The sequence below is a fragment of the Loktanella sp. R86503 genome, assembly GCF_042466455.1.
In the GTDB taxonomy this organism is placed as follows: domain Bacteria; phylum Pseudomonadota; class Alphaproteobacteria; order Rhodobacterales; family Rhodobacteraceae; genus Loktanella.
Genome location: NZ_JAXHCI010000002.1, coordinates 2,610,246 through 2,633,800 on the forward strand (window position 1 = coordinate 2,610,246; position 23,555 = coordinate 2,633,800).

General features: G+C 62.2%; 24 protein-coding genes. 8 read left to right on the forward strand and 16 right to left on the reverse strand.

From position 1 onward, the window contains the following. Window positions 1–58 precede the first annotated feature (58 nt). The gene (gene ychF / locus SJY10_RS13835) at window positions 59–1,156 is read right to left on the reverse strand and encodes a redox-regulated ATPase YchF (RefSeq protein ID WP_386683627.1); all 1,098 of its coding nucleotides are present in this window, start codon (window positions 1,154–1,156) and stop codon (window positions 59–61) included. A 126-nt stretch (window positions 1,157–1,282) separates the two neighbouring features. Between ychF and SJY10_RS13840 the strand changes: the two genes are divergently transcribed. Next, window positions 1,283–1,696: a VOC family protein gene (locus SJY10_RS13840; RefSeq protein ID WP_386683630.1), complete on the forward strand. Its 414-nt coding sequence runs from the start codon at window positions 1,283–1,285 to the stop codon at window positions 1,694–1,696. 4 nt (window positions 1,697–1,700) lie between these two features. Here the strand turns inward: SJY10_RS13840 and SJY10_RS13845 are convergent, their stop codons facing one another. Continuing rightward, window positions 1,701–1,886, reverse strand: coding sequence for a hypothetical protein (locus SJY10_RS13845; protein WP_386683633.1), 186 nt, complete (start codon window positions 1,884–1,886; stop codon window positions 1,701–1,703). A gap of 114 nt (window positions 1,887–2,000) precedes the next feature. On the opposite strand from SJY10_RS13845, the gene trpA reads away from it, so the two are divergent. Further along, on the forward strand, window positions 2,001–2,792 hold the full coding sequence (gene trpA, locus SJY10_RS13850; protein ID WP_386683636.1) for a tryptophan synthase subunit alpha: 792 nt from the start codon (window positions 2,001–2,003) through the stop codon (window positions 2,790–2,792). 106 nt (window positions 2,793–2,898) lie between these two features. On the opposite strand, the gene def (SJY10_RS13855) is transcribed toward trpA, so the two are convergent. Genes def (SJY10_RS13855) through def (SJY10_RS13865) form a run of 3 tightly spaced genes read right to left on the reverse strand, consistent with a single transcriptional unit; the run spans window position 2,899 to window position 4,366 of the window. Next, a complete protein-coding gene (def, locus tag SJY10_RS13855; RefSeq protein ID WP_386683638.1) occupies window positions 2,899–3,390 on the reverse strand; it encodes a peptide deformylase in 492 nt (163 codons plus the stop codon). After that, complete coding sequence (def, locus tag SJY10_RS13860; RefSeq protein ID WP_386683640.1) at window positions 3,390–3,848, reverse strand: peptide deformylase; 459 nt, start codon at window positions 3,846–3,848, stop codon at window positions 3,390–3,392. The genes def (SJY10_RS13855) and def (SJY10_RS13860) overlap by 1 nt, the downstream gene beginning before the upstream one ends. Further along, window positions 3,845–4,366, reverse strand: coding sequence for a peptide deformylase (gene def / locus SJY10_RS13865; RefSeq protein ID WP_386683641.1), 522 nt, complete (start codon window positions 4,364–4,366; stop codon window positions 3,845–3,847). Before def (SJY10_RS13865) ends, def (SJY10_RS13860) begins: the two co-directional genes overlap by 4 nt. A gap of 113 nt (window positions 4,367–4,479) precedes the next feature. On the opposite strand from def (SJY10_RS13865), the gene SJY10_RS13870 reads away from it, so the two are divergent. Then, window positions 4,480–5,649 carry a MalY/PatB family protein gene (locus SJY10_RS13870; RefSeq protein ID WP_386683643.1) on the forward strand — a complete coding sequence of 390 codons (1,170 nt, stop codon included), beginning with the start codon at window positions 4,480–4,482 and terminating at the stop codon, window positions 5,647–5,649. A gap of 2 nt (window positions 5,650–5,651) precedes the next feature. Here the strand turns inward: SJY10_RS13870 and SJY10_RS13875 are convergent, their stop codons facing one another. The 9 genes from SJY10_RS13875 to SJY10_RS13915 all read right to left on the reverse strand — a co-directional run bounded on the left by SJY10_RS13875 (window position 5,652) and on the right by SJY10_RS13915 (window position 14,715). Then, on the reverse strand, window positions 5,652–6,002 hold the full coding sequence (locus SJY10_RS13875) for a hypothetical protein (RefSeq protein ID WP_386683645.1): 351 nt from the start codon (window positions 6,000–6,002) through the stop codon (window positions 5,652–5,654). Between the two features lie 96 nt (window positions 6,003–6,098). Further along, window positions 6,099–6,869 carry a precorrin-4 C(11)-methyltransferase gene (cobM, locus tag SJY10_RS13880; RefSeq protein ID WP_386683647.1) on the reverse strand — a complete coding sequence of 257 codons (771 nt, stop codon included), beginning with the start codon at window positions 6,867–6,869 and terminating at the stop codon, window positions 6,099–6,101. 62 nt (window positions 6,870–6,931) lie between these two features. Beyond that, window positions 6,932–8,752 (reverse strand): precorrin-3B C(17)-methyltransferase, encoded by a 1,821-nt coding sequence (gene cobJ / locus SJY10_RS13885; protein ID WP_386683649.1) that lies wholly within the window; start codon window positions 8,750–8,752, stop codon window positions 6,932–6,934. Continuing rightward, window positions 8,743–9,444, reverse strand: coding sequence for a precorrin-2 C(20)-methyltransferase (gene cobI / locus SJY10_RS13890; RefSeq protein WP_386683651.1), 702 nt, complete (start codon window positions 9,442–9,444; stop codon window positions 8,743–8,745). The genes cobJ and cobI overlap by 10 nt, the downstream gene beginning before the upstream one ends. 46 nt (window positions 9,445–9,490) lie before the next feature. Beyond that, complete coding sequence (gene cbiE, locus SJY10_RS13895; protein ID WP_386683653.1) at window positions 9,491–10,693, reverse strand: precorrin-6y C5,15-methyltransferase (decarboxylating) subunit CbiE; 1,203 nt, start codon at window positions 10,691–10,693, stop codon at window positions 9,491–9,493. A gap of 64 nt (window positions 10,694–10,757) precedes the next feature. Next, window positions 10,758–11,396, reverse strand: a complete 639-nt coding sequence (locus SJY10_RS13900; RefSeq protein ID WP_386683655.1) for a precorrin-8X methylmutase — start codon at window positions 11,394–11,396, stop codon at window positions 10,758–10,760. A 70-nt stretch (window positions 11,397–11,466) separates the two neighbouring features. Then, on the reverse strand, window positions 11,467–12,753 hold the full coding sequence (locus SJY10_RS13905; protein WP_386683657.1) for a sirohydrochlorin chelatase: 1,287 nt from the start codon (window positions 12,751–12,753) through the stop codon (window positions 11,467–11,469). Next, entirely contained in the window at window positions 12,750–12,953 is a 204-nt protein-coding gene (locus tag SJY10_RS13910) for a DUF6732 family protein (RefSeq protein WP_090190990.1), read from the reverse strand. Before SJY10_RS13910 ends, SJY10_RS13905 begins: the two co-directional genes overlap by 4 nt. A gap of 205 nt (window positions 12,954–13,158) precedes the next feature. After that, window positions 13,159–14,715: an MHYT domain-containing protein gene (locus tag SJY10_RS13915; protein WP_386683659.1), complete on the reverse strand. Its 1,557-nt coding sequence runs from the start codon at window positions 14,713–14,715 to the stop codon at window positions 13,159–13,161. Window positions 14,716–15,027: 312 nt separating this feature from the next. On the opposite strand from SJY10_RS13915, the gene SJY10_RS13920 reads away from it, so the two are divergent. Next, window positions 15,028–16,014: a glutathione S-transferase family protein gene (locus SJY10_RS13920; RefSeq protein WP_386683661.1), complete on the forward strand. Its 987-nt coding sequence runs from the start codon at window positions 15,028–15,030 to the stop codon at window positions 16,012–16,014. On the opposite strand, the gene SJY10_RS13925 is transcribed toward SJY10_RS13920, so the two are convergent. Then, window positions 15,994–16,371: a response regulator gene (locus SJY10_RS13925; RefSeq protein WP_386683663.1), complete on the reverse strand. Its 378-nt coding sequence runs from the start codon at window positions 16,369–16,371 to the stop codon at window positions 15,994–15,996. The two genes, SJY10_RS13920 and SJY10_RS13925, sit on opposite strands and share 21 nt — an antisense overlap. A gap of 186 nt (window positions 16,372–16,557) precedes the next feature. On the opposite strand from SJY10_RS13925, the gene SJY10_RS13930 reads away from it, so the two are divergent. The 4 genes from SJY10_RS13930 to SJY10_RS13945 are packed head-to-tail and all read left to right on the forward strand — an operon-like array spanning window position 16,558 to window position 19,982. Then, window positions 16,558–16,950 (forward strand): DUF1636 family protein, encoded by a 393-nt coding sequence (locus SJY10_RS13930; RefSeq protein WP_386683665.1) that lies wholly within the window; start codon window positions 16,558–16,560, stop codon window positions 16,948–16,950. After that, window positions 16,947–17,882 (forward strand): threonine-phosphate decarboxylase, encoded by a 936-nt coding sequence (locus SJY10_RS13935; protein WP_386683667.1) that lies wholly within the window; start codon window positions 16,947–16,949, stop codon window positions 17,880–17,882. Before SJY10_RS13930 ends, SJY10_RS13935 begins: the two co-directional genes overlap by 4 nt. Continuing rightward, window positions 17,879–18,778, forward strand: coding sequence for an adenosylcobinamide-phosphate synthase CbiB (gene cbiB, locus SJY10_RS13940; RefSeq protein WP_386683668.1), 900 nt, complete (start codon window positions 17,879–17,881; stop codon window positions 18,776–18,778). The genes SJY10_RS13935 and cbiB overlap by 4 nt, the downstream gene beginning before the upstream one ends. 49 nt (window positions 18,779–18,827) lie before the next feature. Continuing rightward, complete coding sequence (locus tag SJY10_RS13945; protein ID WP_386683670.1) at window positions 18,828–19,982, forward strand: lytic murein transglycosylase; 1,155 nt, start codon at window positions 18,828–18,830, stop codon at window positions 19,980–19,982. Window positions 19,983–20,067: 85 nt separating this feature from the next. On the opposite strand, the gene SJY10_RS13950 is transcribed toward SJY10_RS13945, so the two are convergent. Further along, window positions 20,068–23,523, reverse strand: coding sequence for a chromosome segregation SMC family protein (locus SJY10_RS13950; protein ID WP_386683672.1), 3,456 nt, complete (start codon window positions 23,521–23,523; stop codon window positions 20,068–20,070). Window positions 23,524–23,555: the final 32 nt, after the last annotated feature.

A 23,555-nucleotide genomic window follows, 5' to 3' on the forward strand; every position in this document is an offset into this window, starting at 1 on the left:
TTTCGGCGAAAAATCGGAAGCTCCAAATTTTCGCGAAAATTTGGCTGCCACAAACATCTTAGGTATTGAACAAGAAGTGCAGAACGTCACCATCCTTGACGGTATAGGTCTTGCCTTCGGCCCGCATCTTGCCGGCTTCTTTCGCGGCCTGCTCACCGCCCAGGGTGACAAAATCATCATAGCCGATGGTTTCCGCACGAATGAAACCGCGCTCGAAATCCCCGTGGATCACACCAGCCGCTTTCGGCGCCGATGTGCCCGCATTGATCGTCCAGGCACGTGCTTCTTTCGGGCCGACAGTGAAATAGGTCTGCAACTGCAGCAGGGCATAGCCCGCGCGGATCAAGCGGTCGAGGCCGGCCTCCGCCAGTCCCATTTCGCTCAGGAACATCTCTGCCTCTTCCGCATCCAGCTGGCTGATCTCTTCTTCGATCCGGGCAGAGATCACGACGGCAGAGTTCCCCTCTGCCTCCGCCATGGCCCGCACACGCTCTGACTGGCTGTTGCCGGTGGCGCTAGCCTCTTCCTCGACGTTGCAGACGTAAAGCACTGGCTTCGTCGTCAAAAGCTGCAGCATCCGCCAGGCTTTCGCGTCTTCGGGGTCGACATCAACCGTGCGCGCAGGCTTACCGTCTTCCAGCACCTTTTGCGCAGCCTCCAGCAGACGGACCTGCTGGCCAGCTTCCTTGTCACCGCCGCGCACCTTGCGCTGCAGGTTCGCCAGGCGCTTCTCGATGCTTTCCAGGTCAGCCAGCATCAGCTCTGTCTCGATGACCTGCGCATCGTTGACCGGGTCAACGCGGCCTTCAACATGGGTGATGTCGTCGTCTTCAAAGCAGCGCAGAACGTGGGCGATAGCGTCGCATTCACGGATATTGGCCAGAAACTGGTTGCCCAGCCCCTCGCCTTTGGACGCGCCTTTGACCAATCCGGCGATATCGACAAAGGTCATTCGCGTCGGGATGATCTGCTTGGACCCGGCAATGCTGGCCAGCTTGTCCAAACGCGCGTCGGGAACAGCGACATCGCCGACGTTCGGTTCGATCGTGCAGAACGGAAAGTTAGCCGCCTGCGCCGCCGCCGTCCGCGTCAGCGCATTGAACAGCGTGGACTTGCCGACGTTCGGCAGACCAACGATCCCCATCTTGAAGCCCATGACGCATCTCCTGTTTTAAATCCCGCTGGGGCATAGCCCCGCAACCCGCTTCGCGCAAGCCACAGGCTTTGGGAATACACTGATCCGTGCTATCCTGCCGCAACATTCCACTACAGGAGAGCGTGCATGCAACCCGTCCCCTACCTTTTCTACAATGGCACCTGCGAAGAGGCATTCCTCTTCTACGCGTCTGTTTTCGGTAACGCGCCTGACTTCATGCGCGTCAAGGGATCGCCTATGGAAGAACATCTGCCGCCAGAGGCCGCGAATGCCATCATGCACGCAAGCCTGAAAATCGGCAGTGGCCAGATCTACGGCTCTGACGACTTGGATCCCGCGCCGGGCGCGGCAATGGCAGGCTGCAATGTGATGGTAGAGCTGCCTGACGTGAACACCGCCAGACAGCACTTTGACGCGCTATCCGCCGGAGGAGAGATTCGCATGCCCTTCGAGGCGCATTTCTGGACCCCCGGCTTTGGGGCCTTCACCGACCGGTACGGCATCCGCTGGATGATCGGCACCGAGGATGGCGCGACCTGAACGGTCAATCACGCCGGTTGCGCCCTTCCCAAATCAATATCCAAGCGAGGATGATAAACATCGGATGGGTCAGGCCGCCGCTGAACAGCAATGCGGGAATCCACACCAGAAAGGTGATGATCGCGATGATGGGCCGCCCTGCAAACAGGATCGACAATGGCGGCAACAGAAGAGCGAGTAAATAATTCATGCCTCCAATATGGGGGCGGGTCCGCGCATTTCAATTCCACCGAAAACAATTGGCCCCCATTGCATTTGCGCGCCCCATCCCCCAAAAACACGGCGACCCAAGAAGGATGCCGTCATGTCCCGTATCGACGCTAAATTTGCTGATCTGAAAGCACGCGGCCAGAAGGCGTTTGTCGCCTATGTCATGGCGGGCGATCCGACCTATGACACCAGCGTCGAAATCGTCAAAGGCCTGCCCGCCGCAGGCGTCGACATCATTGAACTCGGCCTGCCCTTTACCGACCCCATGGCCGACGGCACCACGATCCAGCTGGCCGGGCAACGCGCCCTGGCCGGGCATATGACCCTGGACAAAACGCTGAATATCGCCCGCGAGCTGCGCAAAACCGACGACACGACGCCAATCGTGCTGATGGGCTACTACAACCCGATCTACGCGCGCGGCGTACCCAAATTTCTAGAGCAAGCGGCAGAGGCCGGAATTGACGGGCTCATCATCGTCGACCTTCCGCCGGAAGAAGACGAAGAGCTTTGCCTGCCCGCCCAGGCCGCAGGCATCAACTTCATCCGCCTTGCAACCCCGACCACCGACGACAAACGCCTGCCGAAGGTGCTAACCAACACATCCGGCTTCCTTTACTACGTCTCTGTCACAGGCATCACGGGCACCGCGGCGGCACAAACAGCTGATGTCGCGCCCGAAGTCGCCCGCATTAAATCGCGCACCGACCTGCCCGTGATCGTCGGCTTCGGCATCCGCACGCCAGAGGCGGCAGAAGCCATCGCAAGCGTGGCCGACGGCGCTGTCGTCGGCTCTGCCATCGTGGAAAAGATCGGCGCAGGCGAACCTGTTGCGGACGTTCTTGCCTTCGTCAAATCACTTGCTGACGGATGCCACCGCGGCTAGGCGGTCCTCCCTTCTTCTGGTCAAAAATATCCCGGGGGAATCGGGCAAAGCCCGATGGGGGCAGCGCCCCCGATTGGCTGCTAAAAAATCAAAGCCCCGCGCGAACCTAGCGCGACAGCTTTGCTGCCTTTTTCAGTAACATATCGCGCTTGAGCTTGGTCAGCCGGTCGAAATACATCTTGCCCGCAAGATGATCGATCTGATGCTGCACGCTTGTCGCCCAAAGCCCGACGAAGTCGCGCGTCTCAATTTCGCCTGCCTCATTCAGAAAGCGGACCGTGACCGCCCGGGGACGTTTGATAACGGCGGAAACACCCGGCAAACAGGGGCTAGCCTCGTCATGCGCGCGAAGCTCGATACTGGCGTGCAAGACTTCCGGGTTCGCCATCCGCACCGCTTTGCCCCGCGCCGTGCTGGCATCGACAACGGCCAGACGCAGCGGGATGCCTAATTGCACAGCAGCCAGGCCCACACCCGGCATCGCCTCCATAACATCAACCATGTCGTGCCAGATCGCGCGGACCTCGTCGGTAATCTCGGGCACCTCCGCGGCAGGGGTACGCAGGGCGGCATGGGGCCAGGATACAACAGTCCGCATTACATAATCTCCGCATAATCGGTGCACAGGATGCCATCCAGGTGGTCGCGCTCGTGCTGAACGATCACAGCGTCTGTGCCCGCGAACGCCTCTTCACGGGCGGTGCCATCCAGATCCTGCCAGCGCAGCAGCAGATCACGCGGACGCGGCACGGCGACCGTCAGCATCGGGATCGACAGGCAGGATTCGTCATTTACAACCAGTGCCGCATTTGCCGTCACGATGTGCGGGTTCACAAACACACGCGGGGTCCGCGCGCCCGTTTTCCATGTCACGTCCATAACGAAAATCCGCTGCAGCACGCCAATCTGCGGTGCGGCAAGCCCCCGCCCCGGCGCGGCATACATGGCCGCGAACATCTCTTCACTCAAGTCCGCAAGGGCCGCATCAAACACCGTAACCTGTGCACAGACCGCGCGTAGCGCCGCGTCTGGCACGGTCAGAATGGGGCGTGTCACGCCCGGGCTCTTTCGCGCTTTAGCTTTTGCATCTTGCGCGTGATCATCTGCCGCTTCAGCGGTTTCAGATAATCGATGAACAACTTGCCATCCAGATGGTCAATCTCGTGTTGAACGCAGGTCGCCCAAAGCCCGTCGAACCGCTCGCTCTGCTCCGCGCCATCAAGGTCCATCCAGCGCACCTCGACCTCTGCCGGGCGTTCGACATCTGCATATTGCTCCGGGATCGATAGACAGCCTTCTTCATAGACGCTGTGGTTTTCGCTTTCCCAGGTAATCTCCGGGTTGATCAGCACCATGGGCCGCGCCGGATTGATGTCATCCTTGACGCAATCCATTACCATCACGCGCAGCATCACACCGACCTGCGGTGCCGCAAGGCCGATACCGGGGGCGTCGTACATCGTCTCTAGCATATCGGCCGCCAGCACCCGCAGGTCATCGTCGAACTGCGTGACAGCTTCGGTTACCTTTTTCAGGCGCGGGTCGGGGTGGATCAGAATGGGGCGTATTGTCATGCCATCGATCTAATCCCTGGGCCGCCAATTGCCAAGATGGCCCGCAATTTATCCCTTGGCACCCCAATTGCGCCTGCTAGGGTCGCCGCACACTCCCAAACAGGTATGCCGCCATGAACTTTGACACCCCCGTAAACCGTCGCAACACCCACTGCGTCAAATGGGACGCTATGGAATCCGTCTATGGCGTATCCCCCGATGACGGCATCGCGATGTGGGTGGCCGACATGGAATTTCGCGCACCGGACGTCATTCAGGACGCGCTTTCTGCGATGCACGACCACGGCGTTTACGGCTACTTTGGCAACCCGGAGCCCTATACCGATGCGATTCGCTGGTGGATGCAAACCCGCCACGGCTGGCAGGTGGACGCGGACGCGATAATGACGACCCATGGCCTTGTAAATGGCACCGCCCTGTGCGTCGACGCCTATACGCAACCCGGCGACGCCGTCGTGCTGTTCACCCCTGTCTACCACGCCTTCGCCCGTGTCATCACCGCAGCCGGGCGCGAAGTCCGCAGCTGCGAGTTAGTCAATAACGCGGGCCGGTACGAGATGGACTTTGATGCCTACGACGCCCAGATGACCGGGTCAGAGCGGATGGTCATCCTCTGCTCGCCGCACAATCCCGGTGGCCGTGTCTGGACAAAGTCCGAACTGGAAGCCGTCGCTGCCTTTGCCAAACGCCACGATCTGATCCTAGTCTCCGACGAAATCCACCACGACCTGCTGATGCCCGGCCAGACCCATATCCCCATGGCCAATATCGACGGGGTTAAAGATCGCCTTGTCATGATGACCGCCGCGACCAAGACGTTCAACATCGCAGGCAGCCATACAGGCAATGTCATCATCCCCGATGCTGACTTGCGCGCACCCTTTGCAGCCCGCATGGCCGCCCTTGGCATATCCGCCAACAGCTTTGGCCTGCACATGACCACCGCCGCCTATTCCCCTAAAGGGGCCGCTTGGGTGGACGAGCTATGCCTTTATCTTGATGCGAACCGCCGCCTGTTCGACGACGGCATTAACGCCATCCCCGGCGTCCATTCCATGCCGCTGGAAGCAACCTATTTGGCCTGGGTCGATTTCACAGGCACCGGAATGAACAGCGAAGAGGTGATCCGCCGCGTCCAACAAGACGCCCTGATCGCGCCCAATCACGGCGTCACCTTTGGCAAAGGCGGCGAGCATTTCCTGCGCTTTAACCTAGGTGCCCCGCGCGCGCAGATCGCCGATGCGGTGGCCCGCTTGCAAAGGGCTTTTGCCGACCTGCAATAGCTTTACAGGCGGGGCAAAAATCCTGCCGGCGCATTATCGGCGCGCACGAAATCGACAGGCGGGTTATCCGTGACGGCATGCAGCCATTTGAATTCAAAAATGCATTCGTCGCCTTCGACCCGGCTGCCGATAATCAACGCCTGATACAGGTGCCGCATCCCGTCATAGATATCGACACGCCCCCGCAGCAGATCACCGGCATCAGCGTCCAGCGCCATGCCATCGGACCAAAAGCGGCGGATGCGCATGATATCGTCGCCATCATGCACACACAGGCGGTTGCCGCGCGAAACTGACGCGCGGCGGGCGTCCTGCAATCCCTTAATTACGGCATCGGGCAAAAAATCGTTCATGGCAGCGCCTCCTTCGCGTTCATAGTAACGCGCAAGTATGACGAATGTTCAAACATCTTATCCGCCGCGCCGCGGCAAAGCAGGCGCAGAAACCGATCAGCCCGCCTTCACCTTCGGCCTTAAAACATGGGGTTTCGCAGCATCATAAAGCGCCGAGTCAGGAAATCCGTGTTGCGATCCCAGCACGGGCCCGACCATGATCAAGGCCGTACGCGTAATTTTTGCATCCCGCACCTTGGCGTGAATGTCACGAAGTGTACCGCGAAGAATCAGCTGGTCCGGCCAGGACGCGCGATAAATCACCGCGACCGGACAATCGGCACCATAAAAAGGCGTTAGGCGCCGTTCGATATCGCGCAGCGCCCGAATCCCCAGATGGATCGCCAGCGTTGTGCCGGTGGCCGCAAAATTTTCCAGCGTCTCACCGTCGGGCATACCGGTTGACTTCATGCTCATCCGCGTCAGCACGATCGACTGCCCCACCTCTGGCACGGTCAACTCCGTTCCCATGGCCGCCGCCGCCGCCGCATAGGCAGGCACGCCGGGAATGATCTGATAGTCGATCCCGTCCGCCTTCAGCCGCCGGATCTGTTCTGCAATCGCGCCATAAAGCGACGGATCGCCCGAATGCACCCGCGCCACATCCTGACCCGCCGCATGCGCCGCCAAGATTTCGCCGTGCGTGTCATCCAGCGTCATCGGGGCCGTATCCAGCACCCGCGCCCCGATGGGCGCAATCGCGACCACCTCTTCTGGCACCAACGATCCCGCGTACAAACACACCGGACAGGCTGCGATCAGCCGCGCCGCTTTCAGCGTCAACAGCTCCGGGTCACCCGGCCCCGCACCAATAAAATAAACCGTCATGCCCGTCCTCGCTTATTTCTAAATACGCTCGCCAAAGGCTCGAATTTTCGCCGAAAATTCGACTACCTCGCCAGATCGCCATCAATCTTGCGGGCATAGCCGCGCGGTGTGAACATACGCGGCCCCTCGCCCAGTTGTGCAAGGCGCGAGTTGCTCGACCCCACCAGCACGACCGTCAGCATGTCGACCTCGTCAACTTCCAGCGCGTCCAAGCGCCGATAGCGCACATGCTCCTCTGGCCGCCCAAGCGAGCTTGCCAGCATAACGGGCGTATCGCCGGGGCGATGCTGCAGCAAAATATCCCGCGCCTCTGCCAGCAAGGTGCGCCGCGTTTTACTGACCGGATTATAAAAGGCGACGACAAAATCGCCTTCGGCCGCTGCCGTCAGCCGCCGCAGGATATCATCCCGCGGCGTCAGCAGATCGGACAGGGAAATTGCGCAAAAATCATGCCCCAGCGGGGCCCCCGCCCGCGCCGCCGCGCCCTGCAAGGCACTGACACCGGGCGAGCAAACAACCTCTACCCGCCGGGCGGCATCGGACACACCCAGCGCCTCTGGCCCGCGATCAAGCAGTTCAAACACCAGCGCGCCCATGGCATAAATGCCGGCATCGCCCGAACACACCAGCGCGACGTTCTTGCCCTGCCCCGCCTGTTCCAGCGCATAGCGGCAGCGCGCCTCCTCCCCGCCCAGCGGGAAATCCGACCGCGCCTTGCCCACAGCCAGTGGCCCCAGCAAATCGATATACAGCCCATAGCCTACCAGTTCTTCGGCGTCGGCGACCAGACGCGACACCTCTGGCGTGCGCCAAGACGCCTGCCCCGGCCCGATCCCTACGACCGACAGCTTGCCGCGCGCACGGCCTTGCAGCGCTGTCAGCGGCGCATCCAGCGTAGCCACGGCGCAAGTTGCCATCGCCGCCTTGCGCTTTTCGACAACCAAACGCCCCTGCGCGCCGACCTGTGCTAAAGCTGCTGCTTCGGACACGCCGTGCGTGCCGACCTCGGCAAATACCACGTCTGACGGATGCGCCAACCGGGGCGTCTCTGCCTCAAGCCTATCCGCATCGAACAACCGAAGCGGCACGCCAAAGGCCTGCGCCAGTGCGATAATCGCGGGCTCGTCCGCCTTCAGTGAAATCGTATTGACGCAAGCAATCGCCTCCGGCGCGATCCCGGCTTCCGCCAAAGCCTCGCCCACCAAGGTCGCCAAATCCGTCTCTGGGCAATTGCGCGCGCACCCTACGCCCAATGCAAAGCGCTGCGGTGCAAACTGCAAGTGATGCGGACCAAGCTCCGCGACAGGCGCCGTGCCGCAAGTGATCGTCACGCCGTCCCCCGCCGGCAGATCCGCCAACCATTCCGCAGCAGCCGCCTCTGGCCCGGTCACCCGCGCGCCAGCGCCGGACAGCAGCAAGGCCATCGCGTCCTTCGCATCCCAAGGATTGACCAACCGCCACCCCAAAGGCGGCGCATCCAAGGCAATCCCGAGCGCTACATCGCCCGCTGTCGTAACCGCCGCAACCGCCCCCAGTGCATCCGCAATCCGCGCAGCCAACCGGTTGGCGCCGCGGTGCCCGCCCAGCAATGGCACCACAACACCGCCATCATCACTGACCGACACAACAGGAGGCTCGGTTGTCTTATCCGCAAGCAGCGGCGCCATGGCCCGGATCAAGATGCCGCTCGCGCAAACGCCGACCACAGGTACACCCGCCGCAAACAAGTCGCGGGCATGATCCAGCGCGTTGTCAAAAAAAGCATCCGCCACATCGACACGCCCCTTGCGCCCATGCACCAACGCGCCAAGCGTTGCCGCAACACGGTGCGCCGTCGCCTCGCCGGACCGCGACAGGGCCAATACGACAGGTTCTACAGCCATGGATCGGCCCCTTTTGTCAGTAAGATCATCGAAAAATAAGGTGCCGAATCCGGTGCCTGCGCAAGCGGGCATACGACCTGCTCGGCCAGGCTGGCCCGCTCGACATAAACCGCGTGGTCCGTCAGCCCAAGGTCATCGAACACGGCGCGGATCTTTGCCAGATGCCGGCCAACCTTCATGATGACAACGCTTTCGGCACCCGCAATCCGCTCCCGCAGCTCGGCCTCCGGCAGCGGGCCGGGCAGCACCGTCAAACGCTCGTTTCGCGCAACAAGCGGACGCGCAGCCACCGCAGCACAGGCCGCGATGGACGTCACGCCTGGAACAACTTCGACCCGGTAATCAGCCGACAACCGGGCAAACAAATACATAAACGATCCGTAAAAGAACGGATCCCCCTCGCATAGGCAAACCACGTCCCGCCCCGCATCCAGATGCTCTGCAATCGCCGCCGCGCCGGTATCATAGGCCGCCTGCGCCGGTGCGCGCTCCACGCTCATCGGGACGTCCATGACAATCTCGATCGCATCTGCCGGGATCAAATCCGCAGCGATCGACCGGGCGAAACTCGCACCGCCCGCCAGCGCCGGATAGGCCACGACAGCGGCATCCTCAATCAGCCGCGCCGCCCGCAGTGTCATCAGATCCGCCGCCCCCGGCCCCAGGCCAACACCATAAAGCACGCCGCTCATGCGCATTCACCTGGCCAAACAAACTCCCGCCGGAGGCTCCGCTCCCTCATCGCTTCACTAGGCTCCATTGGGTCACGGGCATCGCTGCCCGCCATCCCGTCAAGCGCCCGACCGGTTCAGCCCGGCACACCGACAGCCGCACCAGATCGCCGCCATGGCGGGCATGCAGCGCCATAAGGACGGCCTCTGACTCCAGCGTTACAGCATTGGCGACCAACCGCCCCAGTGGGCGCAGCGCGGACCATGCCGCGTCAAAGACCGCCTCGCTCAGGCCCCCGCCGATAAAGATTGCGTCAGGTGCGGTCAGACCATCCAGACAGTCCGGCGCACTGCCGTCCAGCAGTTCCAGCTTTGGCACGCCCAGTGCCAGCGCATTGGCGGCGGCCATGGCGCGGCGATCATCGCGCGGTTCGATCCCGATGGCACGGGCATAGCGTGCCGCCCGCATCCATTCGATCGCAACAGAACCGGAACCGCAGCCGATATCCCACAGCAGCGCCCCGCGCATCGGCATCAGCTTGGCCAGCGTCGCCGCACGAATTTCTTGCTTGGTCATCGTGCCGTCGGACTGGAACAGATCATCCGCAAGCCCCGGCACGCGTGGCAGCAGCGCAGCGTCCGGTGCTGCAATGCATTCGACCGCCAGCGTATTGAACGGCGGCACGACGTGGTCCCAGCTTTCGGCGACGCCATCGAAACGCGCCTCGTCCTTGCCGCCCATCGCCGCCAGAACGGTCATACGCGATTGCCCAAAGCCGCGCTCTGCCAGATAGGCTGCGATCTGATTGGGTGTCCCGGCCCCTGTCGTCAGAATCAGCAGGCGTGCATCGGGCTGGATAAAGGCCACCATCTGCGCCACGGGGCGCCCGTGAACGGTTAAGGTTTCGACATCCGCAAGGCTCCACCCCATGCGGGCCGAAGCCAGCTGAAATGCGCTGATCTGCGGATGATAGACAATTTCCGACGGATCAATCGCCCGCCCGATCCGCGCGCCAACGGAAAACCACAGCGGATCGCCAGTCACCAGGACGACGGCCCGGCGATGACGCAACCCTCGCAGGGTATCAATCATGGCATCGAACGGGGACGGCCAGGCAAGCCGCTCTGCGGTCACGCTACCGGACAGCGCGTGATGCCGCTCTCCGCCTAAGATGACCTCCGCCGCTTCCACGACAGCGCGGGTAGCGGGGGACAGCCCCTCCATCCCGTCTTCGCCAATGCCGACGATATGCAGCCAGGGTTGCGTCATGATCCACTCCGATATTTCGGCGAAAAATCGGCACTGCCGCCCGCCTTGCGATAATTTTGCGCCATTAGATCCGGTCTTCCGGCAAACCCGCAGCCAAGGCATTAACCGCCGCCGCCGCCAGCGCCGAACCGCCCCGGCGACCGCGCAGCGCGATAAAATCGCATCGACGCGGATGGGCGGCAAGTTCAGCTTTGGATTCAGCTGCGCCGACGAAACCCACAGGAAAGCCCAAAATGACCGCCGGCTTCGGTGCGCCTGCATCAAGCAGTTCCAGCAGGTGAAACAGTGCAGTCGGCGCATTGCCGATCGCGACGACCGCACCTTCAAGATGCGGGGCCCACAGCTCTACCGCGGCAGCAGAGCGGGTGTTTCCAATCGTCTGTGCACGGTCCGGCACGCTGCCGTCATTCAAGGTGACGATAACCTGGTTCTGCGCCGGCAAATAGCGGCGGATAATCCCCGCCCCCACCATTTCGCAGTCGCACAAGATGGGTGCCCCCGCCGCCAGCGCAGCATGGCCCGCTTTGACGGCCCCTGCGGAAAACGCCAGCCTGTCGGCGATTTCCACCATGCCGCAGGCATGGATCAGCCGTGTCATCACCGGATGCATGTCTTTCGCAAAGCGGTCCAGGCGCGCCTCTGACCGGACAGTCGCAAAGCTTTGCGCGTAGATCGCGGCGGGGTCTTTTTCGTAGGGTCTCATGCAGAGGAGGCCTTTGCGCGGGGAGAGGGGGCGGACCCTCCGGGGGGAGTTTATCTGGCCAGATGAAGTATCAGGCCTTGCGCGATTTGCGCGCGCTTTCCGGGCCGTGGGGATGCTGGGCGTGTGGATAGACCGGATGGGCATGGTCGTGGTCGCCGTGGTGATGGTGGTGCCCGTGGTCGTGGCCGTGGTCATGGCCATGATCGTGCCCGTGATCATGGCTGTGGTGGTGATCATGGTCGTGGTTATGGTGGTGGCTGTGAGGCAGACCATGGGCGTGGGCGTGCTGAGCCTCCAGCCGGCACAGGCCGGTGCAGAACGTGTCGCACAGCCTGCAGTCGGCCACGTTGGAGCCAGGCGCGTTGGCACCCTGCCCTTCTACATGGTGGTGATGGCTTTCCTGCACGGCGCCAACTTCGCTTTCAAAGCCGAGCACTTGGGTGCGGTATTTGCACATAACGCAGAGCGCGGGCGGTGTTGCGGCAAAGGCGGGATGCTGGCGGTCGGCGGCGCTTATTTCGCGCTGCTCGCCCCCGGCAAGAGCCAGCACCTGGTCGCGGTAGGCACAGAGGCCGCAATTGGGCGGCGGCGTAGCGCTGGCCTGTTCGGTGATCCGTTCGGCGAAAGTTTCCAGCACTTTGGGATGATCGCCCAGATAGGCGGCTTTTACGAATTGGATGCCGGGATGCTCTGCTGCAACCTGGTCGGTAAAGCCGTAGATACGGTCGATCAGGATGCCCGAAAACAGGAAATACGGAAACACAATGACCCGTTTGTAGGGCAGCATCGCAACGTGTTGCAGGCAGGGTTCCACAAGCGGGAAGGTCACGCCGGAATAGCCGACTTCGTGCCAGCCAAAGCCCATGCCTTCGGCCAGCATGCGGGCGATCTTGGCCACGTTGCCATTGGCATCCGGATCTGACGCGCCGCGGCCGATGACGACAAGGCAAGTCTGCGTCAGGGGCAGTGCGCCGTGTTCGGCATTGGCACTGTCCACAGCATCTTGGATGCGGCCGGCGGCGGCGGCGATCATCTTGGGATCGACCCCCAATTCGCGGCCATAGCTGATCTGTGTGCCATGCTGGGCGGCATAGGTATTAAGCACCGTGGGAATGTCGTTCTTGGCATGCATGGCGGCGAACAGCATGCCCGGCACGGCAAGGATCCGTTCGCACCCTGCGCCGCGCAACCGGTCCAGACCGTCGCGGATCACCGGGTTTGCAAATTCCAGATAGCCGTAATCGACCAGCCAATCGGATGGCAGAAATGCCGGCAGCTTTTCGGCCAGCGTCGCAAATTCGTCCACGGCGGACTGGCTGCGCGAGCCGTGGCCGCAAATCATGACGCCGGTTTTCATGCGGGCTGTTCCTCACGCTCTGGTTCGGATTTCTGCTTGGCCTTGCGGCCTTTCAGGGCGCCCAGCGCAATGGCGATTCCCGCTGCACCAAGGGCGATTCCCGCAACCCAGTGGTTATGCCCCGCCGCGTCGACCAGATGGCCGGGGTGGGCAGAGGCTGTCGTGGCCGTCAGGATCAGGATGGTCGTCAACAGGCGCATGGCGTATCTCCGGGCGTGGGTAGGCCGGGGCCGAGAGCTGGCTTTTGACGATGTGGCGTTCTGGTCCCCGTCAGGGTCGACCCGTCTGCCACCAACCGCTCTGGCCCCGTATCGGGCTTCGTCAGGTGCAGGGTATATGCGGGGCCGGCACATTTCGCAATGGAGTGCACCGCGCGAAATTATCGGTCCCTGTTCCGCAACCTGATCAGCTGACCAGCCGCAGGCTGGCGGGCCGGTGTGCCGCGGCTGTCTCTTGTGCGGATTGAATGGCGCTGGTCGGCATCGCCACGGTAAAGGTCGTGCCTGCGCCTGCCGCGCTTTGCACTGTCACCTCGCCGCCGTGGGCGATGGCAAGCGTTTTGCAAATCGCAAGGCCAAGACCTGCGCCGCCTTCGGATCGATTCTGCGTCGGTTCAAGCTGCTGGAATGCATTGAAAATCACATTATGCGATTCCTCGGGAATGCCGCAGCCGTTGTCCTGAACCTCGATATTGAAACCGGTCGCCGTCAGTCTTGCGCGCAAGGTAATATCGCTGGACCGCGCGAACTTGAATGCATTGCCGACAAGGTTCGACAGGATCTGCAAACAGCGGGCGCGGTCGGCAAAGGCCATGACCTCGTCGCAATCGACACTAATTGTGACGCCCTTTTCGGCGGCGATGGGCGCAAATTGCGTTTCCACCTCTTCAAGCAGTCCGCGGACGGGAAATGCCGTGCGGTCCAGTGCCGCCTCGCCCAGTTCCATGCTGGTGTAGTCCAAAATCTCGTTGATCATGCCAAGCAGGTGGTTCGCTGCGACAGTAATCTTGTGACCGTAAAGTTCGGCCTGATCGCCGATCCGGCTGTCCGTTTCGATTGCGTCGTGCCCCGCCTTTGCAGCATTTATATCCTTGAGCCGCCCCAGAATGCTGGCGTAGCCCAGCACGATAGTCAGCGGCGTGCGCAATTCGTGGCTCAGGATGCCCAGAAATTCCGACTTTGCGCGGCTTGCGCTTTCGGCGGCATTGCGTGCCTCGGTAAGTTCCTGGATGTTTTCCTGCCATGTGCGGTTTTCGATCACATAGCTGAAAAGCGCCCCCATTACGATAACGGTTGCAGTGCCGGTGATCGCAAGGGCAAGGACCTTGAACGCTTCTGGGTTGATGAAATCGCCGGTGATATCCAGCGGCGACACGCGGAACGCGGCCATGCCCGTAAAGTGCAAGGTAACGATCCCAAGCGTCAAAGCGATGGCCATCTGGTATTCGCCGGCGCTTTTGCTTTGGCGGCCAAGCGCCAAGGCCGCCGCACCAAAGGCAACGGCCAGAATGATTGACAGTGCAAGATAGGCCCGGTCCCAAAAAATGACGCCCTGCACGCGGTAGGCGATCATACCTGCGTAATGCATTGCGGCGATGGAAAGCCCCAGGATTGCGCCGCCCAGCACCGGGGCAAACCGAAACTTATTGATGGTAGAGATCATGACGCCCAGCGCACTGCCCAAGACCGCAATAGCAAAGGACACCAGAGTCAGCGCCAGATCAAAGCTGACCGGGACATTGGGGCGAAATCCCAGCATGGCGACGAAATGGGTGCACCAGATTGCAATGCCAGCGGTCAGTGCTGTCAGCAGATACCATGACACGGCCTGCCGCTGCGGCCGCTGACGGGCATGGCGATACAGGCGCGACGTGACCCAACTGCCAAAACCGCAGAGCAATGCGGACAGGGCGACCAGGCTGATGTCATGGAAGACTGTGATGCAGGTTATAATTGTCATCATGGGGCTGCTCTGCCTGAAATCATATTAAGTTCAACGCTTAAGGCGCTTTTTCATTTCCTCCCTAGCAACTGTGGCGAAGTTTGGGCCACCCGCGAACTTAACTTTCTGCGGCGGCTGTAGACGCTGGGTCACAAGGCATCCGCCTTATGCACCTGCCTAAAATACGGGCAATCGGTCAAAGATCGCGTCAGAATTCCCTAGGACCGCTGTATTATCGCATGGCGGCGCACAGGACCTGCGCGCCAGTCGGCGTTTCCTGCGCCCCCTGCCCGCCCTAGCTGTACCCTGACGCAAACAAAGGGAGCGATAGAAATGGGCCTGCTGGTAGACGGACAATGGCAAGACAAATGGTACGACACCAAGAAAAGCGGTGGCAGCTTTGAACGCGATGTTGCCAGCTTTCGCAACTGGATCACCGCGGATGGTAGCGCCGGGCCATCAGGCGATGCCGGCTTCAAGGCCGAAAGCGGGCGTTACCACCTGTATGTCAGCTATGCCTGCCCTTGGGCGCACCGGACGTTGGTATTTCGCATGCTCAAGGGGCTGACAGCGCATATCGATGTGTCGGTCGTGCATCCGCATATGTTGTCCGAAGGCTGGGCGCTGTCGGACGATTGGGACGGCGCGACGGGTGATCAATTGTTCGGGCATGATTACCTGCGGCAGGTTTATCTGAAGGACACACCTGACATGACCGGCCATGTGACCGTGCCTTTGCTGTGGGACAAGGTACAGGGGCGGATCGTGTCGAACGAATCGTCGGAAATCATCCGGATGTTCAATAGTGCCTTTGACGACCTGACCGGCAATACAGACGATTACTGGCCCAGCGCGTTGCGCGAAGCCATCGCGCCGATCAACGACCGGGTCTATGACTCAGTCAACAACGGCGTTTACAAGGCCGGCTTTGCCACCACGCAAGACGCATATGACGCAGCCGTGTATCCGCTGTTCGACAGCCTGGACTGGCTCGAAGGTATCCTTGCGCGCAACCGCTATCTGACGGGGGACCGCATAACAGAAGCAGACTGGCGGCTTTGGACAACCTTGGTGCGGTTCGACACCGTTTATCACACCCATTTCAAGTGCAACCGCGCCTTTATCCGCGACTATCCCAACCTGTGGGGCTTCACGCGCGAACTATATCAATGGCAGGCACCGGATGGTGCGATCGTGGATACTGTAAATATGGATCACATTGTGCAGCACTATCACTACAGCCACGAAACGGTGAACCCGCACCGCATCATTCCGATCAATCCCGAACCGGATTTCGAACTAGCGCACGGACGCGGCTGACTGCTCTCCGTAATGGGACGCGATGTCTGCCAGCTCTTCTGGCGGGACATCGCGGTTCAGCGTCAGACGCGCCGTCGCACAATGGTTAAAGATCGACCCATCCGAAAAAAAGCTGCTGTCCGTCACACACAGGACGTTGGCCCAAGGCTGGCGAAATGCGGCAACATCAGCGACAGTTAGCCCGTTGCCCTGTTCAAGCACCAGATCCAGAACTACGGCATCGAAGGTAAAATCCTCTAGCGCCTGCACCGCGGAATCGGCATCAAGGCACAGCCTGACGTCAGCGCCGTGGCGCTGCATATGCCGTTGCCAAACAACACCCAACGCCGGATTGCTTTGCACAATCAGGATACGCACTGGCGGTGAACCGCTATGATCGTTCCCAAATTTTACCATAAGTAAAAAATAGCGCAAAATTGGCAATCTGCATACACTCATTAGTTGTCGGGTTGGCAAAAGGCTGATTTTCGCCAGCGTCTGCTTGTGTCGTAAGCAAAAATCCGGTTGAAACAGGCGAAACCTGCCGTAAGGGACTGCGCCAAGATGACGACATGGATCACGATCTGCGACACTTGCAAACGCGACGGCTGGGATCTGACCGGTGCCACGCAGACAGATGGCGAAGCATTGGCCGCATTGATCGAGGATGCAGCCCGCGATTTGCCGGATGTGCGCACCCGCCGGGTGGCCTGTCTGATGGGGTGCAAGGCCGGCTGCAACGTCGCCGTACAAGCCCACGGCAAACTGTCCTATACCATCGGAAACTTTGAACCCGTGGCAGAGGCCGCAGAAGGCATCGTAACCTATGCCGCGCTGCATGCCGGATCGGCCAGCGGACAGGTGCCCTATCGCGACTGGCCGCAGGCGATCAAAGGTCACTTCGTTACCCGCCATCCGCCCCTGCCCGCCGCGGTATCCGACACGGACGCCGCATGACCGCGCCGCGCGATCATGGCGGCGGTCTGGATGCGGCCATCGCCACATATGGCGGCACTCGCACCGATTGGCTGGACCTGTCGACAGGCATCAACCCCGTGCCTTATCCGCTGCCGGACCTGCCGCCGCATGCATGGAATGCCCTGCCCGATAAGAACGCGCAAACCAGATTGATCGAACGCGCCCGCGCTTTCTGGAACGTGCCCACTGATGCTGCCGTTCTGCCGGTTCCCGGTGCCTCTGCCGCGATTGCCCAGCTGCCGCGCCTTGGCAAGGTGGGTCAGGTTTCCATCCCCGGGCCGACATATAACGAACATGGCGCAGCTTTTCGCGCGGCAGGTTGGACGCTGATGGATGACGCCCGCGACGCCTTTGTTGCGGTGCACCCGAACAATCCCGACGGGATCGTATGGCAGGCGGAACAGATCCATGCGGACCTTTGCATCATCGACGAAAGCTTTTGCGACGTCATGCCAGATGCGTCGCTGATCCAACTGTCCGCGCGGCCCGGCACCATTGTTCTGAAAAGCTTTGGCAAATTCTGGGGCCTTGCGGGTCTGCGCCTTGGCTTTGCCATAGGCGATCCGGCAATTATTGCTGATCTGGCAGAGGCGCTAGGCCCGTGGCCCGTATCCGGCCCCGCCCTGTCGATCGGGGCAGAGGCGTTGGCCGACCCGATGTGGGCGGACGAGACATGCGCCCGGCTGACCAAAGATGCCCAGCGCCTTGATGAGCTGCTCATCGCACAAGGTGCGATCGTGAAAGGCGGCACATCCCTGTTCCGCCTGTATCAGGTCGAAGACGCCGCTGCCGCACAGGCGCATCTGGCCAAAAGCCATATCTGGAGCCGGATTTTCCCCTACGCGAACGACTGGCTGCGCCTTGGCCTGCCTCCGCCGGACCGCTGGGATCAAATTGAAGGTGCCTTTTGACGCTGATCTTCGGCCTTTTGCTGGACGCCATGTTTGGCGAACCGCGCTGGCTATGGTCCCGCATTCCCCATCCTGCCGTCATGATGGGAGCCTGCGTCGCCTGGATTGACCGCCGCGCCAACAACGGTGCCAATCGCCGTGCCAAGGGTGTGATCGCCTTTGGCCTACTGGCGCTGGCCTTTGCCCTGCTGGGCTTTGTGCTGGCCGCTATTCCCGGGCGCGCCGTCGACATCATCGTACTGGCCATCCTGCTGGCGCAGCGCAGCTTGGTTGATCACGTCCACCTTGTGGCAACGGCCCTGCGCCAATCGCTTAGTGCTGGCCGCACCGCCGTTGCGCAGATCGTCGGCCGCCAGACCGCAACCCTGAACGAAGCCGCCGTCAGCCGCGCCGCGATTGAAAGCGCCGCCGAGAACTTCTCTGACGGTGTGATCGCGCCTGCCTTCTGGTTCGCCGTTGGCGGGTTGCCGGGTTTGCTGCTGTATAAAATCACCAATACCGCCGATTCCATGATCGGCTATCGCACCGAAAAATACGCTGAATTCGGCTGGGCCGCGGCGCGGTTCGACGATCTGCTGAACCTGATACCCGCGCGCCTATCCGCCCTGCTGATCTGGCTGACCGCCCCCAGTCGCCATGCCCTGCCCGCAATCATGGCAGAGGCGCCGCGCCACCGCTCTCCCAACGCAGGCTGGCCAGAGGCGGCGATGGCCCAAGTGCTGGGCGTCGCCCTCTCCGGCCCGCGCACCTATGACGGTGTGCGGCGCGATTATCCCTTCGTGAACGATGATGGCCACCATTTGATCGGCCCCGCCGACATCGAAAACGCCTGCACCGTGCTGTGGCGCACTTGGGCATTGGGGCTTTTCGCCGCCCTGATTGTGACCCTGTTCTAATCTGCAGATGCCTCTGGCAGGATAGGGTCACATCAAAAGGACCGATCCCATGCGCTTGACTGCCCTGCTCCTCACCCTCGCCGCGCCGCTGGCTGCACAGGACTGCGGCGCACCCCTGCCGGACTTCAAGGCGGGGGTCGTAGCCGAGGCAACCGCCATGGGCATCGCACCCGATGTGGCAAGGGCGTTCCTGTCCGACGCGCAAATCGACCCAGCTGTGTTAAAGGCGGACCGGGCGCAGGGGGTGTTCCAGCTTGATTTCGTGACCTTCTCTCGCCGGTTGATCAGCACAGCGCGGCTGGATGCAGGCAAAGCGATGGGGGATCGCCACGCCGACACCTTTGAGCAGATCGAGGCGCAATACGGCATACCGCGCGGCGTGCTGCTGGCGTTTTGGGCTTTCGAGACGGATTACGGCGCAATTCAGGGTGATTTTAACACACGCAACGCGCTGTTCACCCTTGCCCATGATTGCCGCCGGCCAGAGCTGTTCCGCCCCGAACTGCTGGTCGCGATGCAGCTATACGCACGCGGCGATTTCGATCTGGGTACGACGGGTGCCTGGGCCGGAGAGATCGGGCAAGTCCAGATGTTGCCCCGCGACATCATGGCCCACGCCGTCGACGGCGATGGTGACGGGCATATCGATCTGAAAGGCTCTGCCGCCGATGCCTTGATGTCAGGCGCAGCCTTACTGTCAGCGCTGGGTTGGCGTGCGGATGAGCCTGCACTGCAGGAAATCGTTGTGCCGGATGATCTGGACTGGTCACGTACGGGACTTAACCACCAGCTGCCAGCCGCGGATTGGGCCGCGCTTGGCGTGACGGGACGCGGCGCAGCACTGGCAAATCTGCCCGGCGCGGTACTGCTGCCCATGGGGCGCAATGGACCTGCCTTCATGGCCTACCCTAATTTCAGCGTCTATTTCGAATGGAACCAGTCGCTGACCTATGTGACGACGGCCGCCTATTTTGCGACCCGTTTGGCGGGGGCACAAATCTATGATGCGGGCAGCGCGGAGCCTGGTTTGGACGGGGCGCAGATGATGTCCCTGCAGGAAAAGCTGGCGGCACGGGGCTATGACGTGGGCGGAATAGACGGAATTCTGGGCGAGAAAACGCGCGAGGCTGTGCAGTTGGAGCAGGCGCGGCTGGGCCTGCCTGCGGATGCCTGGCCAACGGCTGCGCTGCTGGGACAGCTTTGATCGGGGGGCCAGCCCCCCGTCCCTGCGGGACTCCCCCCGGGATATTTTTGACCAGAAGAAGGGGACAAGCGTCGGCGGCAAGCCGTTAAGCGACCATGCTTTCGGCTTTTTTCAAATCGACAGAGACGAGTTGGCTGACGCCCTGTTCACCCATGGTGACGCCGAACAGGCGATCCATACGCGCCATCGTCACGGCATGGTGCGTGATAATCAAAAAGCGCGTGTCGGTGCGGCGGGTCATTTCGTCCAGCAAATCGCAAAACCGCGTCACGTTGGCATCGTCAAGTGGCGCGTCAACCTCGTCCAGCACACAGATTGGGGCGGGGTTCGCAAGGAAGACCGCAAAGATCAGTGCCATCGCCGTCAGGGTTTGTTCCCCGCCTGACAGCAGCGACAGGGTAGAGAGTTTCTTGCCCGGCGGCTGGCACATGATTTCAAGGCCGGCATCCAGGGGATCTTCGCTTTCGACAAGGACAAGGCGTGCCTCTCCGCCGCCGAACAGGCTGCGGAACAGAGTCGAGAAGTTGGCGTTGACCTGCTCGAAGGCGGTCAGAAGTCGTTCGCGGCCTTCCTTGTTCAAACCGGCGATGCCGGAGCGCAGGGCGTCGATCGCGCCTTCAAGGTCAGCCTTTTCCGCGACCAGCGTGTCGTGTTCGGTCATAACCTCTGCCGCGTCTTCTTCGGCGCGCAGGTTCACAGCACCCAGCGCGTCGCGCTGGCGGCGATAGTTCGCAATTTCCGCGTCGATCTTGTCCGCGCCGGCAAGGTCCGCGGTATCGATCCCAAGGCCGTCCCACAATTTTTGCGGGGTGGTGTCGCGGTCTTCGTTGATCCGCGCGACGGCTGCCGCAACGGCATCGCCGGCTGCATCGCCGCGGGCTTGCGCGCGGGCGCGGGCTTCGCGGGCGCTTGATGCGGCGCGTTCGGTTTCGCGTTCTGCCAATGTAACATCGCGCAGGCTGGCTTCGCCCAGTGCCAGCGCCTCGGCGGCGGCGGCGCGGCGGGTGTCTGCTTCTGCGATGCTGGCGGTCAGTTGATCGCGGGTTTCCGCAATCTGGGCGGGGACGCTGGCTGCGTCGTGCAGCTCGTCCTCTGACGCATCTTTGCGGGCCGCCAGTTCGTTGCTGCGCTGGGTTGCGTTATCAAGGCGCTGGCGCCAGCCCGACAACTCCTTGGTGATTTCCTGACTACGTTTCAGGCGGGCGTCACCGGTCCGGCGCAGATCGTCCGCACTTGCGCGGCGGGCAATCATGGTCATTCGTGCGGCTTCGACTGTCATGCGAATGTCGTCGACGCCGGCGCGGGCATCGTCCAGATCGTCAAGGTCCGCTTGCGCGGCCTCTGCGTCCAGCACCTGAGCGCGGGCGGTGGCGGCCTCTTCTGCGTGGCGGGCCACGGCCAGAGAGAGGGATTCCAGTTTGCCAGCAGCCAGATTGCGGTCCGCTTCGGCGCGGCTGGCGGCACGCTGCGCTTCGGCAACGCGCATGTCGGCGTCGCGGCGGGCCTGGCGTGCGGTCTGGTCGGCCTGCGTCAGGGCGGACAGGCGGGCGGTCAGGGTTTCATGCGTCAGAGCTGCCTCGTCGGCGGCGGCCTGTGCGATGTCCAGCTCGCTGCGCAGATCGGCAAGCCGGTTCAGCTGCTGCAGACGCAGCGCGGCGGCAGAGGGGGCATCGGCGGCGCCAGCGCGGTAGCCGTCCCAGCGCCACAAATCCCCCGCTTGCGACACAAGGCGTTGGCCCGGCAGCAAATCGGTCTGCAAACGGGGACCATCGGCGGGATCGATAACGCCGATCTGGCCGATCCGGCGGGCCAAAACGTCTGGTACATCGACGACTTCGGACAGAGGCCGCGCCCCGGCAGGCAATGGCTGCGCCCGCGCGTAACCGGGCAGTTCGACCCAGCCGGACGGGTCGGTCGCCAGCACGGCAGGTGCCTTCAGATCATCCGCAAGCGCCGCACCCAAGGCCGCCTCGAACCCGCGGGCAACGGTCAGCAGGTCCAGCACTTGCCCCCCTGCCGCGGCATCGCGTTCGACCAGCCGCGCCAGTGCGCCGACTTCGGCCTGCAGCGCCTTCGCCTCGCCCTCGGCGGATGACCGCTGCGCGCGGGCGTCGCTTTCTAGGCCTTGCGTCGCCGCGCGGGCCGCTTCGGTTTCGGCTAGCGTTTCTTCTGCATTGGCCGCCGTCGCTGTCGCGATCTCCTCGGCCAGCGTGGCTGCTTCAAAGGCTGCGTCTGCGCTGCTGCGTGCGGCCTCTGCCCCTGCCATGGCGCTGCGGGCACGGGCGGCTTCGGCTTCTGCGCGATCAGCCGTCTTGCGGTAGTCGTCTAGCAGGCGCTGCGCCGATTGGTGCCGCGCGGACAGGCGGGCGACGTCTTCGGTCAGCTGCCCCAGGTCCTGTTCGCGTGTTGCCAGCACCTCTGCCGCCTCTGATGCGGCATCTTGCGCGGCGGACAGGGCATCATCGTGGCCTGCGCCCGCCTTGGCGATTTCGGCTGCTTCCCAAGTCAGGCGCGCGATGGTGTCTTCGGCATCGGCGTTCAGGCTGTTTTCCCTTGCGATGTCATGTGCCAGCTGTTCAATCCGCCGCTTGAGCGTGGCGATTGTAGCTGCGGCCTGCGCATCCTGATCGGCCAGTTGGTCGCGCTGGACAGTCAAACGCTGCAGCACCGCGCTGGCGATAGCGTCCTCTTCGCGCAGGGGCGGCAGCGCTTCTTCAGCGTTTGTGCGCCTTGCGGTTGCCTCTTCTGCGGCGCGTTCCGCCTGCGCTGCAGCTAGGGCAGAGCTGCGCACCTCGGTCAAGGCGGCTTCCAGCGCGGCATTGGCGTCATGCCAGCGGCGATACAGCAGCATGTCTTCGGCCCGGCGCAGGGCGGTGCCGATTTCGCGGTAGCGGGCAGCCTGCCGCGCCTGCCGTGCCAGTGTGCCAAGTTGCGCGGCCAGCTGGCCAACGACGTCATCCACACGCAAAAGGTTTGCCTCTGCGCCTTTCAGCTTCAGCTCAGCCTCGTGACGGCGCTGATAGAGGCCAGAGATGCCTGCCGCCTCTTCCAATATGCGGCGGCGGGCGGTGGGTTTGGCGTTGATCAGCTCTGAAATCTGCCCCTGCCGCACCAAGGCGGGGGAATGTGCCCCGGTAGAAGCATCAGCGAACAGCATCTGCACATCGCGGGCGCGGACATCCTTGGTGCCGACCTTGTAGGCAGAGCCAGCATCGCGGGTGATGCGGCGGGTGATGTCCAGCGTGTCGCTGTCGTTGAACGCGGCGGGGGCAAGCCTTTCGCCGTTGTCGATAATTAGCGCGACTTCGGCAAAGTTGCGGGCGGGGCGCGTTGCCGTCCCGGCAAAAATCACGTCTTCCATCCCGCCGCCGCGCATGGCCGTGGGGCGGTTTTCGCCCATCACCCAGCGCAGTGCTTCCAGCAGGTTGGACTTGCCGCAGCCATTGGGGCCGACAACGCCGGTCAGGCCATCGGCGATCACCAGATCGGTGGGATCGACGAAGCTTTTGAAGCCGTTCAGGCGCAGGCGGGTGAAACGCATGGGCCAGGGCCCCTTGTTTGATTCCTTGAGGG